This window comes from Rahnella bonaserana (assembly GCF_019049675.1).
Classification (GTDB): domain Bacteria; phylum Pseudomonadota; class Gammaproteobacteria; order Enterobacterales; family Enterobacteriaceae; genus Rahnella; species Rahnella bonaserana.
This window is the reverse complement of sequence record NZ_JAFMOW010000066.1, coordinates 297,009-312,629: the sequence shown is the minus strand read 5'-3', so window position 1 is coordinate 312,629 and position 15,621 is coordinate 297,009. Positions and strand designations below refer to the sequence as shown.

General features: G+C 46.5%; 13 protein-coding genes. 6 read left to right on the top strand and 7 right to left on the bottom strand.

Annotation, left to right across the window (positions count from 1 at the left end; translation table 11 throughout):
- Nucleotides 1-88: 88 nt before the first annotated feature.
- The 3 genes from J1778_RS18990 (at nt 89) to J1778_RS18980 (ending at nt 4,650) form a co-directional block, all read left to right on the top strand.
- Nucleotides 89-838, top strand: coding sequence for a hypothetical protein (locus J1778_RS18990; protein ID WP_217174479.1), 750 nt, complete (start codon nt 89-91; stop codon nt 836-838).
- Nucleotides 839-1,234: 396 nt separating this feature from the next.
- Nucleotides 1,235-2,923: a hypothetical protein gene (locus J1778_RS18985; RefSeq protein ID WP_217174478.1), complete on the top strand. Its 1,689-nt coding sequence runs from the start codon at nt 1,235-1,237 to the stop codon at nt 2,921-2,923.
- The gene (locus J1778_RS18980; RefSeq protein ID WP_217174477.1) at nt 2,920-4,650 is read left to right on the top strand and encodes a hypothetical protein; all 1,731 of its coding nucleotides are present in this window, start codon (nt 2,920-2,922) and stop codon (nt 4,648-4,650) included. The genes J1778_RS18985 and J1778_RS18980 overlap by 4 nt, the downstream gene beginning before the upstream one ends.
- 261 nt (nt 4,651-4,911) lie before the next feature.
- Here J1778_RS18980 and nlpA read toward each other — a convergent pair whose 3' ends face one another.
- Together nlpA and J1778_RS18970 are read right to left on the bottom strand one after the other, a co-directional pair.
- Nucleotides 4,912-5,730, bottom strand: coding sequence for a lipoprotein NlpA (gene nlpA / locus J1778_RS18975; protein WP_217174476.1), 819 nt, complete (start codon nt 5,728-5,730; stop codon nt 4,912-4,914).
- 136 nt (nt 5,731-5,866) lie between these two features.
- Nucleotides 5,867-6,745, bottom strand: coding sequence for a LysR family transcriptional regulator (locus tag J1778_RS18970; RefSeq protein ID WP_217174475.1), 879 nt, complete (start codon nt 6,743-6,745; stop codon nt 5,867-5,869).
- 97 nt (nt 6,746-6,842) lie between these two features.
- On the opposite strand from J1778_RS18970, the gene J1778_RS18965 reads away from it, so the two are divergent.
- On the top strand, nt 6,843-7,370 hold the full coding sequence (locus J1778_RS18965) for a GNAT family N-acetyltransferase (protein ID WP_217174474.1): 528 nt from the start codon (nt 6,843-6,845) through the stop codon (nt 7,368-7,370).
- Nucleotides 7,371-7,413: 43 nt separating this feature from the next.
- On the opposite strand, the gene J1778_RS18960 is transcribed toward J1778_RS18965, so the two are convergent.
- Genes J1778_RS18960 through J1778_RS18945 form a run of 4 tightly spaced genes read right to left on the bottom strand, consistent with a single transcriptional unit; the run spans nt 7,414 to nt 12,274 of the window.
- Nucleotides 7,414-8,952 (bottom strand): MFS transporter, encoded by a 1,539-nt coding sequence (locus tag J1778_RS18960; RefSeq protein ID WP_217174473.1) that lies wholly within the window; start codon nt 8,950-8,952, stop codon nt 7,414-7,416.
- 40 nt (nt 8,953-8,992) lie between these two features.
- Nucleotides 8,993-10,015: a Gfo/Idh/MocA family protein gene (locus J1778_RS18955; RefSeq protein WP_217174472.1), complete on the bottom strand. Its 1,023-nt coding sequence runs from the start codon at nt 10,013-10,015 to the stop codon at nt 8,993-8,995.
- A 13-nt stretch (nt 10,016-10,028) separates the two neighbouring features.
- Nucleotides 10,029-11,096: a Gfo/Idh/MocA family protein gene (locus J1778_RS18950; RefSeq protein WP_217174471.1), complete on the bottom strand. Its 1,068-nt coding sequence runs from the start codon at nt 11,094-11,096 to the stop codon at nt 10,029-10,031.
- 2 nt (nt 11,097-11,098) lie between these two features.
- Nucleotides 11,099-12,274, bottom strand: coding sequence for a Gfo/Idh/MocA family protein (locus tag J1778_RS18945; protein ID WP_217174470.1), 1,176 nt, complete (start codon nt 12,272-12,274; stop codon nt 11,099-11,101).
- A 282-nt stretch (nt 12,275-12,556) separates the two neighbouring features.
- Here J1778_RS18945 and J1778_RS18940 point away from each other — a divergent pair, with 282 nt between their 5' ends.
- Both J1778_RS18940 and yghU read left to right on the top strand, forming a co-directional pair.
- On the top strand, nt 12,557-13,618 hold the full coding sequence (locus tag J1778_RS18940) for a LacI family DNA-binding transcriptional regulator (protein WP_217174469.1): 1,062 nt from the start codon (nt 12,557-12,559) through the stop codon (nt 13,616-13,618).
- Between the two features lie 94 nt (nt 13,619-13,712).
- Nucleotides 13,713-14,558 carry a glutathione-dependent disulfide-bond oxidoreductase gene (gene yghU, locus J1778_RS18935; protein ID WP_217174468.1) on the top strand — a complete coding sequence of 282 codons (846 nt, stop codon included), beginning with the start codon at nt 13,713-13,715 and terminating at the stop codon, nt 14,556-14,558.
- 52 nt (nt 14,559-14,610) lie between these two features.
- Here yghU and yghX read toward each other — a convergent pair whose 3' ends face one another.
- Nucleotides 14,611-15,516 (bottom strand): YghX family hydrolase, encoded by a 906-nt coding sequence (gene yghX, locus J1778_RS18930; RefSeq protein WP_217174467.1) that lies wholly within the window; start codon nt 15,514-15,516, stop codon nt 14,611-14,613.
- Nucleotides 15,517-15,621: the final 105 nt, after the last annotated feature.

Genomic DNA, 15,621 nt, shown 5'->3' with positions numbered 1-15,621 from the left:
CGTCTACAGTACGTCCTGCCTCAATAGAAACGCTCTCCGGTCAGGCTCATAATTATTGATATTAACCGACCCAACGTGAGAGCCATTTATGAAACCCAATACGCCTGAGTCAGAATTATCACCTGCCGTGCAGCAGGCTATTTCGCGTTATCTCGATACCAAGCAGACCCAGCAGGGGAATGTGAATAAAATGGAGGAGATAATTGCCGACATGACCCGCTGCAAAAATCAAAAAGAGGAAATAGATAATCTCAGTGAGCAGTCCGGTGGCCAGTGGCGCGAGGCCTTTTTGAAAATGCGCGGTCAGGTCAGCGACGAAATGAAAACGCAGCAACTGCAACGTCTGGCAAATCAGGAAATGTCACGCGAGCTGGGACACCTGCTTCTCAGTCTGGACATTGAAAAAGACCGTCAGGAAATTACCTGTTCAGGCTCTGGCAAAGCGCTTTTAGACAGCCATGAAAGTGCGTTAATGGCCTATGCAGAACAGGAACTGAAAAAGGCGCTGTCAGCAGGCCTTGAGACGCTAATCCGGGCAGTATCATTGAAACGTACAGCCTTAAGATACCAGCAGGCTACCGTAACGCTGGGGGGCAGGCTGAGCGACTACGAAGTCAGTCCGGACGCCGTCATTTTTGAAGAAATTAATCAGTATCTGAAAGATGAGATGACGCGCTACAGATTCGACATGGCTCAGGAACCTGTTTTAGCACAACTTGGTGTTCACCGGCCTGAGACGAAGTTTTTCAGCGCGAAACTCGCCAGCGGTGGCGGTCGTTCAATGGCTTTTGCAGCCGTTAAGCGTAAGGAAGAGCAGCTCGGCACAACGGCACCATAACTGCCCAAATTGCTCATCCCCAAAATGGGTATCTCAGCATGATCATGCTTATGAGATGCCCATTATTATCAAAAAATCCCGCCACTTTTCTTGCTCGAGAACTAATCTGCTCCCATTCAAAAATTTACGTTAAAACCTCGACCAAATCATTGATTTTCTCTAAATGAGTGGTGCATTCTGACTGCATGCTTTTGCATTTTAAAACGAGTATTTTTCAATAACCTTAAGACCTGCTCTGGCGTGCTCTGAGCGCGTCCATGCATATGCATTAAAAGCGATATCAAAAGCGGGCAGGCGTGGCGGGGATAGCATTGCGCGCCATCTTAATAACCGTTTTAAATAATTATTAATAGTTCTATCTAGTAATAGTTATTTCAACCAAAGATTGAGTGAAAAATGAACAAACCTGAACTAATAGAACTAAGCGAAAATACTGATTTATTTTTATCAGAGATGATAAGAATGATAGTCAATTCGGATGAACATTTAGAATTAGTCAAAATGATATCAGATACTTATAGTTCGGGTGAGATTTCACTTATTGATATTCTTACAAAAAAAACAGCTAACACTGAAGGTTCCGGATTTTTTGGAAGATCACAATTAATTGAGAAATTACTACCTGAGTTAAGACTTACTCTAGAGGATGCCATTTTATTAACAGAATTTACACATCAGAATCGTATATATTTGAGTCCAAAATCCTTTAGTAGGTTCGAGGAAAACCTATGTAGTAATTATATAGGCGTAGAAAAATCAGAAAAAATTGTAGAATGGTTAATATCTTCGCCACAAGAAAGTAAAAACCTAATAATTCCTATACTTTTATCAACAAAGGAATCTAATGACGAATATTTAATTTCATACTTAATCCCTTTATTGAATTCTAAAAAAATTGAAATAATCAATCAATGTTTGGTGTTTTTAGATCACAACCAAATTGAAAAAAAAGAAGTGTGTATAAAAATGCTCGAAATCCTTGATGATGAGAGTCTAAATGAGCTTAAAGAATTAGCAATTTCAGCTCTGATAAACTTTGTTAAGGTAAATTTAATCACAACGACGGAATTGATTGATATAATCCAAACTAATGTTAATGAGGACTCTGACTTCTTTGCAAATTGTCTTTTCCATAAGAGGACGACAATTGATGAGACCTTATTTGACTATCTGTCAAATAAGGTTAAGAATGAAACAATATTGAATGATGAAAACGCCCCGATACTAAACAGCATAATATATAATTTAATCGACAGCGGAAGCGATAATAAAACAATAGAATTCATTGAGACCATGGGTTTAAGGGGAAAAAATATTGAATATCTAAGTAAATTATCATCTATAGAACATCACATAGCTCAAAATGAAGAAATATTTAAAAAAATAGTAATAAAATGGTTTTCAGAAGGAAATGACAAGCTATTTCCCATTATTGATTCAATCCATAAAAACATTAACGATGCCAATAATTACAAATTTAAGAATCGTGTTTTAGAGACTGAAAACCTCACTCAAAGACAACTTAAATATATAATCATACGAAGTTCAGGCTGGTTCTTCTTTCATCCCAAATTAGCATTAGAATTTATAGTATTGCTGTATGAAAAACTAGATGAAAAAAATAGACTAACTTCCGCGCATGTGATAACTGATGTTTTTTTATCTAACTACCTTGCAACTATAGATGAATACTTAAAATTACATTTAGAATCTGCCTTAGCTAAGGACTTTCAAAATAAAATCGAAACACTAAAAAAACAAGCAAATATATCATGGATGGTAAATGAGTTAAAAAATTCAGCAAGCTTAACAAATGAATTCGAAGTAAATGAACATAAAGAAATGGAAGAAGTGTATAAGCAAGCCCATAAAAACTCAATACTCTCTCAATTTGCAACCCCTTTACATATTCTCTATGGTAATGGTTCCATATATTATACTGAAAGCATAAATACCCCTCCAGTGAGGCAAGAAATGACAATGGGAACTTTTGAGCATTCATTTGAACGTCCTGCAATGTTAGTTACGGATACAACTGGTCTAGAATTAATGTTAATAAAGTATAAGTTTGGAGAATTAAAATGAGATTAATTCTTAAGCAATACATTTCATCATTACGTGAAAGGGATGAATTAGATGCAATTCTTCCAGACTTATTGAGCCAAATGGGAATGATTGTTACATCAACTCCAGGCAGGGGTACTAAGCAAAATGGAGTGGATATTGCAGCTATAAAAAAATCTTCAAAACAAGAGGATATTACATACTTATTCTCTATCAAAGCTGGAGATTTAACTCGCACAGATTGGTCTGGCCCTCAAAATCAAGCTTTAAGACCTTCCTTAGATGAAATAAAAGATAGTTATTTAAACTCAAAACTATCAAAAAATCAAAGAAAGGGTAAAATTACCATCTGTCTATGCTTTGGGGGTGTTATTAATGAAACGATTCAAGCAGATGTTAATGGATATATTAAAAACAACACCACCGAAAATATTAATTATGAAATTTGGAATGGTGACCACTTAGCTCAACTAATAATGACACATCTTCTCAATGAGTCATTATTACCAGAGCCTATCAGAAAAAACCTCAGAAAATCCTTGGCCATGATTGATGATCCAGAATCATCTGTCATGTATTTTCGGGATGTTATAAAGGGGTTATTATTGGAAAGAAAAAAAAGAAAAGGAGACGTAAATAAGAACACAATAACTTTACTTCGTCAAATCAGCCTATGCCTTTGGATCCTTCATTCGTGGTCTAGGGATTTGAAAAACATAGAATCTGCCTATTTATCTTCTGAACTATGCATTCTAGCATGCTGGGATATAGTAAAAGAAATAAAAGAAAGTAAAGTAAAACAAAATATAAATGAAATATTCCACAAGATAATTGACCAGTACCTAATATTAAACAACGAATTATTAGTAGATAAGATATCGCCTTTAGCAGACTTTAGAGATGGAGTTTCTTTGGGGGTTTACCCTCACTGTAAGTACGCCATAAACTTTAAAGTCTATGATGTCATTGGCAGGTTCGCAACTTATGGAATATGGCTTATTTGGACAATGCGGGAAAATTATGAAGCAGAACTTCCTATTGATGACTTAGCACATAGAGTCCATTTATTACAAGCTACTTTAGCCAAGTTAATTATTAATAATTCTAGTGTATATTTACCATTTAAAGATGAAAATTCTATAGAATTAGCTCTAGCAATTTACTTTTTAAGTTTAGATAGTCAATATGATCAATTAGTCAAAGATTGGATACATGCGATCACAGAAAGAATAACCTATTCATTCGAAACAAATAGGAACTATCCAAGAACATTGTTCAAATATTTGGATTTTTTAGATAAAAACAATCATGAGGAATACAAAAAAGAAGTTACAAAGGCAAGTGTTCTTTATTCCTATCTTGCTTTTTTTGCTTCGCTGTTTAACGACATCAATACTTATGAATCATTGCAAAACTTAAAACTGAAGCATCTTTCACATACTAACATTCAGATTTGGTTTCCCTCCGTACAATCCGAAGAATTTTACTACAATGGTGAAAGGAATCATGGCTTAGCATTGTCAAATATACCTATTCATAAGGAAGCCGAATGTTTCTTGGATGAAATAGTTAAGGAGGCAAAAGTCACTAAAGGATATGAAGAACTGTCAGTGATTAGAAGTGATTATCTACCTATTTTGTTTCTGGCAAGCAGAGTTAATCGTTTCCCAGTACCATTAATGGCATTTGTTACGGAATTTGAAGAAGAGATCGATCTGCGGACAAATAAGGAATCTAGTTTTGATTAGGATATGTTGTATTTATTTTCACATACAGAGTTACATTTTACATTAAAGCACTCATTAACTATGCATATGATTGAAGGTTGATACATCGCCTTTAACATTTTTGTCGCAGGATGACTCCTATCACTATCATGATGGGTACATAAATGGGTATATATATTCACAATAAAAATAAAATCAAACAAAAACATATGGTTAATATTAAATACGATTCCTGTAGGGGACACCATTTTTAGTTCCTCAAGATATCCCCCACAAACCCCATCACCAGCCCGGAACCGCCCCGCCGTTAAAGATTTTCTCAGCTGCTTTCGCCACTTCCGGTGACTGATACGATTTCAGAAAATCCTGCACGTTTTGCGCATCTTTATTGTCTGGTCGTGAAACCAGAATGTTCACGTACGGCGAGTTTTTGTCTTCAATAAATACGCTGTCGTGTACAGGCGATAATCCGGTTTGCTGGATATAAGTGGTGCTGATGATGGCTACATCAACTTTCGGATCGTCCAGCACACGCGGCAGCTGTGCGCCTTCCAGTTCCATAATATTCAGGTGATACGGATTTTCAGCAATATCCAGCGCCGTTGGCAGCAGGCCTTTGCCGTCTTTCAGGGTGATCAGTTTCTCTTTTTGCATCAGCAGAAGCGCGCGACCTAAATTGGTCGGATCGTTCGGGATCGCCACGGTGGCGCCATCTTTCAGTTGATCCACAGTTTTAATCTTTTTCGAATAACCGGCCATCGGGAAGACGAAAGTGTTGCCGACCACCACCAGATGATAACCGTGAGCTTTATTATCCTGCTCCAGGAACGGACGATGCTGGAAAACGTTGGCATCCAGTTCGCCGTGTTCGGTTGCGTCATTCGGCAGTAATGAGCCGCTGAAACCGACCAGTTCGACGTCCAGACCGTATTTGTCCTTCGCGACTTTTTTAGCGACTTCCGCGACATCTTGCTCCGCGCCGTTAATCACGCCGACTTTAATGTGTTTTGCATCACTGCTTTTTTGGTCACAACCCGCCAGCAGTAATCCCGCCAGCAATACCACAGCGCCAGTCCGTAAATGAGGTAAGGTCAGTTTCACTTTTTTTCCTTAAAAAATAACCGCTAATGCGTAAGAAAATGACTATAGCAGCAGGACTGCGGCGGTTTAAAAAACAAAAAAAGCATCTGTAAGATGAAAAAAGCATATGCACGAAATCCGGCAGGTGGCGGCGAGTTTAGCCGCCGATTAACTTCAGCAACTCCGCCATACCTTTCGTCAGCGTTTTATCTTGTCGCATCACAATACCCTGCGGACGGGTGAGAACAGGCTGCAATGCCATCACACTCAATCCAATCCGGTCCTGCGGGCTGGCCACCGACATTCCCGGCACGATGCTGTAGCCCAGACCGGCCTGCACCATTTTTTTAATCGCTTCGATGTTGCCGAGTTCCATCACCGGCTGCACGGCAATCCCTTCCGCCTGAAACCAGCCGTCGATTAATGCGCGGGTTCCGCTGCCGTATTCAGAAACGATCAGCGGTAATGTCTGAAGCTCTGCCGCCGTCATACTTCTGTCCGTCGCGTTGTCATCCTTTTTCATGATGACTTTGAAATCATCCTGCGTGACCGGGCTGATATGCAGATTGCGCCCCGCCGCAGGCATCGTGACGAGGCCGATATCAACGCGGTTATCTTCCACCGCCTGCAAAATTTCCTGAGTATTGCCCGTTCGGACACGCACGGTTAACAACGGATGCTCAGTGCGCAATTGCTCTAAAAGCGGCGGCAGCAGATGGATACACGCCGTTGCGCCCGTTCCAAGAGTTACGGTTCCGCTGACTTCCTGTGTCGTTGCCGCCACCGAAAGCAGCGCGGCACTCACGGCCTGATCGATATGACTGATGTGTGGCAACAATGTTTGCCCGGCAGCGGTCAGGCGGATCCCCCTGCCCGTGCGCTCAACCAGACGGGCCTGCAGAGTTTGTTCAAGCTGACGGATTTGCAGGCTGACCGCAGGTTGCGAAAGCCCGAGCGCGTCAGCAGCACCGGAAAAGCTTTTCCGGCTGGCGACCAGTTTAAATGTGGTCAGGTGATCAAGATTAAGGCTGGGCATCTCAAAGTTTTCCTTATACCGGTGATAAACAGTTTGCCCTCCCAGCCCCTTTTCGGAAAGAGTAGGCTATAGCGAAATCCCCCACGAGACCGGAAAGATGGAAATTATTGAAGCAGATGAAAGACATATTCCTGCCATGCAGAAAATTTATGCCTGGCATGTTTTGCATGGCACGGCCTCGTTTGAAACTCAGCCGCCTGATGAACATGAAATGGCGCTGCGCCTGAAAAAAATTCAGGAAGCCGGTTTGTTGTGGCTGGTTGTGCAGCACGAGGGGGAAGTGAAGGGGTATTGCTATCTGGGGCGTTACCGCGAGCGTTTTGCTTACCGTTATACGCTCGAGGATTCGATTTATATCGATCCCGGTTTTCAGAAACGCGGCGCAGGTAAAGCGTTACTTCGCCGCGCCATCGACTGGGCGGAAATGCACGGTTTTCGCCAGCTGGTGGGGAATATCGGCGACAGTGAAAACAAGGCGTCGATTAATCTGCACCTCTCTGCCGGTTTTCAGGTGAAAGGCACCATGCATTCTGTCGGTTTCAAACACGGTCGCTGGCTGGACACGGTGTTTATGCAGCGTGCGCTGGGTGACGGGAATCAGACCTTGCCTGCGCAGGAGAGCTGACCGGAAATGAAGGCGGGCAGAATATCTGCCCGCATTTTACTGATTATTCTGTCGCTAATTTTTCCCTGGTGGTTTTTTGCGTTGCGCTGCCGCCCCACACTTCATTGTATTCGTAACCGGTCAGGTCTTTAATCACCTTACGCGATACCTGGTCACAATCTTCCTGTGCGCCGCCGAGTTTCAGGCGAGCAGTTTCTTTGATCAGAATTTTATGTGTGTCCCGCGTCAGCTTGAATTTGAAGGTCATATAGAAACTGATTGCCAGCAATGCCCCGGTGGCAAAGATCATCAGCCCGATAATCGCATGTAGCGCGCTGAGCGGTTGTGCGCCCTGCCCTTTCACAAATCCGCTTTCTTCCAGCACCAGCCCCACAATCATAATGGCAATCGCAACGGTGCTTTTACGGGTAAATACCATGACACCGGCAAAAATCCCCTCGCGACGTTTTTTGGTGACTATCTCATCGACATCGGGAATAAAGCTGTAAATATTCCACGGGATATAATAGAGCCCTGAACGACCGAAGCCTAAAACAACGAAGATGGAAGTGAAGAGAATTAGCGGTACCGCTGTGTGGGTAATATAAATATAAAACAGAGCAGCCAGTACAAAGAAGATACAGCCATAAGCTATCCGCAACGCAGCCGAAGGCGAAACATTCAGCCTTTCCATTACCATCATATAAACAATGGTCGAGGGTACGGAAACAAAAGCGGCGACGCTTAAATATCCCGACACGGCTCCAACATCCTGATGCAAGCCATAAACTACATAATAGGTAAATACAGCACCAAATACGTCCATTGCAGTGAATGAGGCAATATAAATAACAATATGCTGACGGAACATGCGAATATTAAAGGACGAAATAAAATCCAGCACCAGACTTTTCAGATGATGCCAGAGGCTGCCGCCCGTTTCCATTTCCGGTTCAGGCTCATTCGGATCCCGCACATCCTTCGCTTCCCAGGTACACAACCAGGTGGTGAATACCGCGATACAAAATACTGTGGCGAAGAACATCCCGGTATAGGTATACGTCATCGGATTATCTTTACCAGTAAACATCATGATCACGCCCGGTACAGACACGGCAAGAAAACCGCCAAGCTGCGAGCAGATCATGCGTACACCGGCCAGGCGGGTACGTTCGCCGAAACGGTTGGTCATCTCTGCAGCCAGCGTTTCCCACGGCACCAGCACCATCGCCGACAGTAATTCAATCGATAAATACGTTCCGAGATAATACCAGTAGCCCATGTCCTTTATCCAGACAAGTGCATAAAGGAACATCAGCGGAGAACTGATTAACAGGAAAAAACGCCGGCGGCCAAATCGTTTACCCAGCCAGGTATTGCCAAAGTGGTCGGTAATATAGCCCATGATCGGGCTTAATACAGCATCAATCACACGGGCTATGGCAAAAATAGATCCCGCTTCCAGAACAGTTAATCCGCAATACATAGTATAGAAGAATAAAAGCCAGGTACCGATAACGGCAAAGGCTCCGCCACCAAATAAGTCAGTTACGCCATAGCCTATAGCCGTGCCGTAACCCACTCTGCGCTCAGTAGGTTTCATTATTATTATCCTATTAAGGTAAGGTTATTATTAAAATTATTTAATCAGCCAGTGTTATCCATCTCCCGGATTGTGAGGAGCGGTAAATAGCCCCGACAATATTCAGGGAAACTTCAGCCTGTGAAACAGAGATATAATTTTTTTCTTCAGGATGACGAACAGAGTGATAGAAATTAGAAATTGCCTGGCGATGACTGTCGCCCCAATAGCTTTTAATTTTGCCTGCAGGGCTTTGATCGCTGACCAGCAGCGTTTTATTTTCTCCTTCAATCAGCCACAGCGCATTGTGATGCAGCTGCAGCAGTCCTTTTTCACAATGTATTTCCAGCAACAATGGCGAATCGGTGCTGTGGCAGTTGGTTGCATAAAAAAATCCACGTGCACCGTTGCCCATTTTCAGACTGGCCATCGCAGTATCTTCATTTTCAGTCAGATCGCTGAGAAACGTTCTTTCCACCGCGCCTTTCAGTGCGCAAACACCGCCGCCAAACCACTGCATTAAATCCAGCGTGTGGATCGCCTGATTGATCAGCAGGCTGCCGCCTTCCGTTTCAAAGCGTCCGCGCCACGGACTTTCGCTGTAATATGTCCCGCTGCGCGACCAGGTCAACACGGCTTTTATGCTCAGCATGTTGCCCAGTTGCCCGCTGTCCAGCAGCGCTTTGATTTTCTGACTCGACGGGTTCAGGCGGTTCTGATAACACACGCCCACCTGACCCTGTGCCTTTTCAGCGGCCTGCCGGAGAACCTGCACTTCACCGATATTGAGTGCCAGCGGTTTTTCCGTGAACACGTGTTTTCCCGCCGCCAGCGCGGCGAGAATCGCTTCCAGATGCAAATGATGCGGCAGACAGATATGCACCACGTCGATGAGCGGATCGCGCAACATCTGATGATAATCCGCATAAAAATCGCAACCATAACCCTGCGCCAGTGCCTGACCTTTGGCGATATCGGTTTCTGCGATGGCGCGCAGCTGGCTGTCAGAGTCATGTTCAATCGCTGCCACATGGCAGGTATGGATGGAACCGCAACCGATCACTGCCGCCTGAAGCGTTTTCATAGAGAGCCCCCTGTCAGTGCGTGCCGTTTGCCAGCATTTGCGCCCGTACGCACAGTTCGGCGGCCTTAAACGCATGTTCCTGCGTCATGGCGTTTTCAGTGCGGTTCAGGCAGTCAAGTATCAGCTGGCCGAAGAACGGGAAGCCAACGTTGCCGGAAACCGGATAGCGGAATTCTCCTTCCCGGTTCACCAGATACACCACGTCCTGCTCGCCGAGGGTGAGGTCGACATATTTGCGGATTTCGATATAACCTTCAGTGCCGAGCAACGTCAGACGCCCGTCCCCCCAGGTGCTCAGTCCTTCTGGCGTAAACCAGTCGCAGCGGAAATAACCGCGCGCGCCGTTTTCACCTTCCAGCATGGTGTCGCCAAAATCCTCAAACTTCGGATATTGCGGATGATTGAAATTCAGCGCCTGAGCCGCCACCACGCGGGCATTGCTGTTGCCGGTGTAAAACAGAAACTGTTCAATCTGATGGCTGCCGATATCGCACAGAATGCCGCCGAAACGTTCCCGTTCGTAAAACCAGTCTGGTCGCCCTTCGCCTTCGCGATGCGGACCGGTGCCAAGCGTCTGGATCACGCGGCCTATCGCCCCTTCCTGCACTAATTGCCCGGCAAAAACCGCGCTTTCCACGTGCAACCGTTCGCTGTAATACACCGCATATTTACGTCCGGTTTCAGTCACTTTTGCCTTCGCCGCCGCCAGTTGCTCCAGCGTGGTCAGTGGCGCTTTGTCGGTGAAATAATCTTTCCCGGCCGCCATCACTTTCAGCCCCAGCGCACAGCGTTCGGCCGGAATGCCCGCCCCCGCCACCATCTGCACTTCCTTATCATCGAGAATGACCTGTAGCGATTTCGCGACCTTAACCTGCGGGTACTGCGCGACAAATATCTCGACTTTTACCGGATCAGGATCGTAAACCCATTTCAGGCTGGCTCCTGCTTCAATCAATCCGTTACACATGCCGTAAATGTGCCCGTGATCCAACGCTGCGGCGGCAATCACAAATTCACCCGGTTTCACCACCGGCTGCGGTTTGCCCACCGGCGCATAGTTCATACCGTCTTTATTGCTCATGTTCAGGCTCCTTTATCCATGTTTTTACCCAGCGGGATCGCGTCTTCATTGGCGAAGTTTTCCACTGATGCAGATTTCTCATAAAAGTGCGGGGCCAGCGAAACCAGGCCGCCTGTCTGATAGAACGGGTCGGTTGAAGCCAGCGGCAGGGTCACAATGCTGCGGGTGATGGCGGATTTATAAATGGCGGCGATAAGTTCCAGCGAACGCTTGCCCTGCACGCCGTCAATCAGCGGTGCAGTGCCGGTTTCCAGTGCTGTCAGGAAATTGTCGATCTGACCGATGTGCAGCGTATGAGTGAGTTTGGGGATCGACTGATAAATGTCCTCCAGTTGATTTTCACGATCCGTATCGCGCGCATCAATCGGGAAACCGTTAGGGGCAGATATGCTGGCGTATTTATCCCACGGGGCAGAAATTCGCGCTTTCTCGCCCTGAATGACAATTTTCTGATCTTCACCGTGATGCACAACGGAGGCCGTCAGTTGGGTCAGCGCGCCGGAATCATATTTGAAAATGGCTGCCGAGAGATCTTCCACTTCGGCGTTATCGTGCGCGGCATTAGTGATCATCGACACCACTTCAGACGGGAAACCGAGCATCCACTGGATTGCATCAATGTGGTGAACGGCATGATTGAGCGTGCAACCGCCCGCCTCTTTTTCCCAGGTACCGCGCCACCACAAATCGTAATAGGAATGACCACGCCACCAGAAGGAATCGACCTGCGCATGGCAGACTTTGCCCGTTTCGCCAGAGTCGAGCACTTTTTTCAGCCGCCAGAACGCATCGGTGAAGCGGTTTTGCGCAATGATTGACAGCGTTTTGCCGCTGGTCTGTGCCGCGCTTATCATCGCGTCGCACTCCTGTAATGACGCCGCCATCGGTTTTTCACACAACACATGCTTGCCCGCATTCAGCGCGTTAATAGAAATTTCGGCATGGACATACGGTGGCGTACACACGTCAAAAACGTCGATTTCAGTGTCGCCGAGGATTTCCTCATGGCTGGCATAGACCTTGGCATGGGTCAGGCCATAATGACGTTTTTTCTCTTCCGCCTTTTCAGGATAAATATCTACCAGCGCAACAATCTGGCAACGATCGGCAAACTCTAAATATCCCTGAATATGATTATGCGAAATATTACCCGTACCAATAATTGCTATTTTGAGCATTATCTTTCTCCTTCAATTAAAGCGGACAGCAGGCTGATTTAAGCCAGACACAGGGATCATCGCGTTGAAACTTTTAAATATTCAGCGCATATAAAAACTTATTTTGTGTTCCTGAGATTTATATTCCGGAGAGTAGTAATGGTTTTTTTTTCCAACAACTGCTATTTGTGACAGGAATTGCAGCGCAGTTTGCACAGTTTGCTATCATCCTTAATAGTCCATGAATTACAAATGGTTAACCGTGGCAATAAGTCCATCTGCATATGAGGCGTTGATCACAAAATGACGGGAAAATTAAAAATCAGGCAAATTGCGGAGTTAACCGGGCTTTCTCCGAGCACTGTTTCCCGTGTGCTGGCGGGTAAAGCCAATGTCAGTCCGCAGGCAAAAGAAAAAGTATTTGACCATGCAAGAAGAATGGGTATTTTACGTGACATCCCGGCGAGCCGATTGTTAATGAATTGCCTCCTGATCTGTGCGCCACCGGCGGCATTTTCTCCGCACGAAGACCGTTATTATTATGAAGTGATCCAGGAAATAATCACGGAAGTCGCGCGCTTTGATATTCATGTCCGCAAATGTGCGCTGGCGGTCAATGAGCCGGATATCGCGGTTTTTATGCAGGCGCTGCACCAGGCGGATGTGGACGGGATCGTCATCATCGGGATAGATGACGTCATGCTGTACCGGCTGGCGGCGGAATCTGCCAAACCGGTGGTCATGATTAATGCCAAGGACAGCGAAATGCGGCTCGATTGTGTGTCGGCAGACCATTATTCCATTGGCTACAGCGCGGCCAATTACCTGTTTCTTAAAGGACATCGCCCGGTATTGTTGTTTACCGACCTGCGTCGCGAAACCATGATGCAACGCCTCGATGGCTTTAAACGTGCCTGCCTCGAACATCACATTGTGTTCGACGAAGCCAGTCATCTGCTGATCAACCATGGCAACGCTAAAGAACAGGCCAGACAGACCATGGATAAATACTTGCGGGAACATAAGCGGGAAATGCTGCCTTCCGCCATTATTTGCGGTGGCGATCCCATGGCGCTGGCGACTGTGGAAGTGCTGACGGAACATGGCATCAACGTGCCGGAAGACATGTCGGTGATGAGTATTGATTTTGCCCACGATGCCAAAAACACCCAGGCAAAAGGCTTTACAGCCGTGCATCTGCCTTGCCGTGAACTGGGGACAGAGGCGGTTTATATCCTGCAGAGCCGTTTAATGCGGGCCACGGGTGCGAAATTCAATCTGTTGCTGCAAGGCAACATTCATACCGGCCAGACAGTGGCCGATGTGAAATGGAAGCGCAAAGGGTTGTATCCTGCGGCCAGTTAGCCGCATTGCCTGAAGGCACATTCTCAGCGTCATCGTTGATTATCTCCTGCTAGACTTTTGAGTCTTAACCTCAAAAAAAGATGCGGAGAATGTCATGTCAGAACAGTATCAGCCACCGAAAGTCTGGACCTGGAATAAAGACGAAGTCAGCAAGTTCTCGAACATCAACCGCCCGATAGCGGGCCCGACGCATGAGAAAACGCTGCCGGTCGGTAAACACCCGCTTCAGCTTTATTCGCTAGGCACACCGAACGGCCAGAAAGTGACGATCCTGCTGGAAGAATTGCTGGAACAGGGCATCAGCGGTGCGGAATACGATGCATTTATTATCCGCATCAACGAAGGCGATCAGTTCTCCAGCGGCTTTGTTGACGTTAACCCCAACTCGAAAATCCCGGCGCTGCTGGATAACTCCGCCACGCCGCCGATCCGCGTGTTTGAATCCGGCAATATCCTGCTCTATCTGGCCGAAAAATTCGGTAAGTTCCTGCCGAAAGATCTCGCTGGTCGCACCGAAACCCTGAACTGGCTGTTCTGGCTGCAAGGCTCCGCGCCCTATCTGGGCGGCGGCTTCGGACATTTTTATCATTACGCACCGGTGAAAATCGAATACGCCATTAACCGCTTTACGATGGAAGCCAAACGTCAGCTGGATGTGCTGGATCGCCAGCTGGCAGAGCACCGTTTCATCGCCGGTGAAGAATACACCATTGCCGATATCGCTATTTTCACCTGGTACGGCAGTCTGGCGCAGGGCGGCCTGTACGAATCCGCCGAGTTCCTCGACATCAAATCTTATAAGCATTTCCAGCGCTGGGCCGCTGATATCGCCAGCCGTCCGGCGGTGAAACGTGGCCGTATCGTCAACCGCACATGGGGCGACGAACAGCTGGAAGAACGCCACGATGCATCTGATTTCGAGGGTGTACTGAAGTCATAATGCACTGACAGCAGAAAAAAAGGGCGGGATTTTACGATCCCGCCCTTTTCTTTTATGCGCTTTCTGTTTGCGGCTCGAGGTACTTTTTGAACCAGGCGATGGTTCTTTCCCAGGCTAAATCCGCTGCGGCTTTATCGTAGCGCGGTGTCGAATCATTGTGGAAACCGTGATTCACGCCGGGATAAATATGCGCCTCATAGACTTTATTGTTGGCTTTCAGCGCCGCCTCATATGCCGGCCAGCCCTCAGTGATCGGTTTATCCAGCTCGGCGTAATGCAGCAATAACGGCGCTTTGATGCGCGGCACATCTTCCGCTTTTGGCTGACGCCCGTAGAACGGCACAGCAGCCGCCAGTTCCGGATAGGCCACCGCTGACGCATTGGCGACGCCGCCACCGTAACAAAAACCAGTGATCCCGACTTTGCCGGTCGCCGTTGGGTGATGCATCAGAAATTCAACCGCAGCAAAAAAGTCGTTCATCAGTTTGGCTGGATCGACCTTTTGTTGCAGCTCGCGCCCTTTTTCATCATTGCCCGGATACCCGCCGACTGAACTCAGACCGTCCGGCGCCAGCGCGACAAATCCGGCTTTCGCTACCCGCCGCGCCACGTCTTCGATATACGGATTCAGCCCGCGATTTTCGTGCACCACCACCACGCCTGGCACCTTGCCTGTCACTTTAGCCGGACGCACCAGATACGCCCGCACGCTGCCGTGCCCCTGCGGTGACGGGTACTGAATATACTCCGCCACAATATCCGGATCCGTGAATTCCACCTGTTCGGCATAGGCGTAATTGGGCGTCATCAGTGTGGTCAGTGCAGCCAGAGACAATCCGCCCGCAACAAATTTAGCTGACAGATCGAGAAACTCACGCTTGGTCATTTTGCCGTGTACGTAGAAATCAAAATATTCGAGGAGTTCAGGAGGGAAATCTTTGGCTGTCATTCGCGTCATTTTCAGGCTCCGTTCCATGCAAAAGAAGGATAAATAATGGCCTGCTTTTGGCGATTTTGTAAACCAATTGTGAAATTGAATGCCAATCCGACCCTGCTCAGAACC

What these genes read in the sequence shown, in the direction of transcription:
- J1778_RS18965 (WP_217174474.1), top strand. Translation starts at nt 6,843, where the DNA reads ATGGAAATTATTGAAGCAGATGAAAGACATATTCCTGCCATGCAGAAA.
- J1778_RS18990 (WP_217174479.1), top strand. Translation starts at nt 89, where the DNA reads ATGAAACCCAATACGCCTGAGTCAGAATTATCACCTGCCGTGCAGCAG.
- J1778_RS18955 (WP_217174472.1), bottom strand. Translation starts at nt 10,015, where the DNA reads ATGAAAACGCTTCAGGCGGCAGTGATCGGTTGCGGTTCCATCCATACC.
- J1778_RS18940 (WP_217174469.1), top strand. Translation starts at nt 12,557, where the DNA reads ATGACGGGAAAATTAAAAATCAGGCAAATTGCGGAGTTAACCGGGCTT.
- J1778_RS18960 (WP_217174473.1), bottom strand. Translation starts at nt 8,952, where the DNA reads ATGAAACCTACTGAGCGCAGAGTGGGTTACGGCACGGCTATAGGCTAT.
- J1778_RS18970 (WP_217174475.1), bottom strand. Translation starts at nt 6,745, where the DNA reads ATGCCCAGCCTTAATCTTGATCACCTGACCACATTTAAACTGGTCGCC.
- J1778_RS18985 (WP_217174478.1), top strand. Translation starts at nt 1,235, where the DNA reads ATGAACAAACCTGAACTAATAGAACTAAGCGAAAATACTGATTTATTT.
- J1778_RS18980 (WP_217174477.1), top strand. Translation starts at nt 2,920, where the DNA reads ATGAGATTAATTCTTAAGCAATACATTTCATCATTACGTGAAAGGGAT.
- yghX (WP_217174467.1), bottom strand. Translation starts at nt 15,516, where the DNA reads ATGACGCGAATGACAGCCAAAGATTTCCCTCCTGAACTCCTCGAATAT.
- yghU (WP_217174468.1), top strand. Translation starts at nt 13,713, where the DNA reads ATGTCAGAACAGTATCAGCCACCGAAAGTCTGGACCTGGAATAAAGAC.
- J1778_RS18945 (WP_217174470.1), bottom strand. Translation starts at nt 12,274, where the DNA reads ATGCTCAAAATAGCAATTATTGGTACGGGTAATATTTCGCATAATCAT.
- J1778_RS18950 (WP_217174471.1), bottom strand. Translation starts at nt 11,096, where the DNA reads ATGAGCAATAAAGACGGTATGAACTATGCGCCGGTGGGCAAACCGCAG.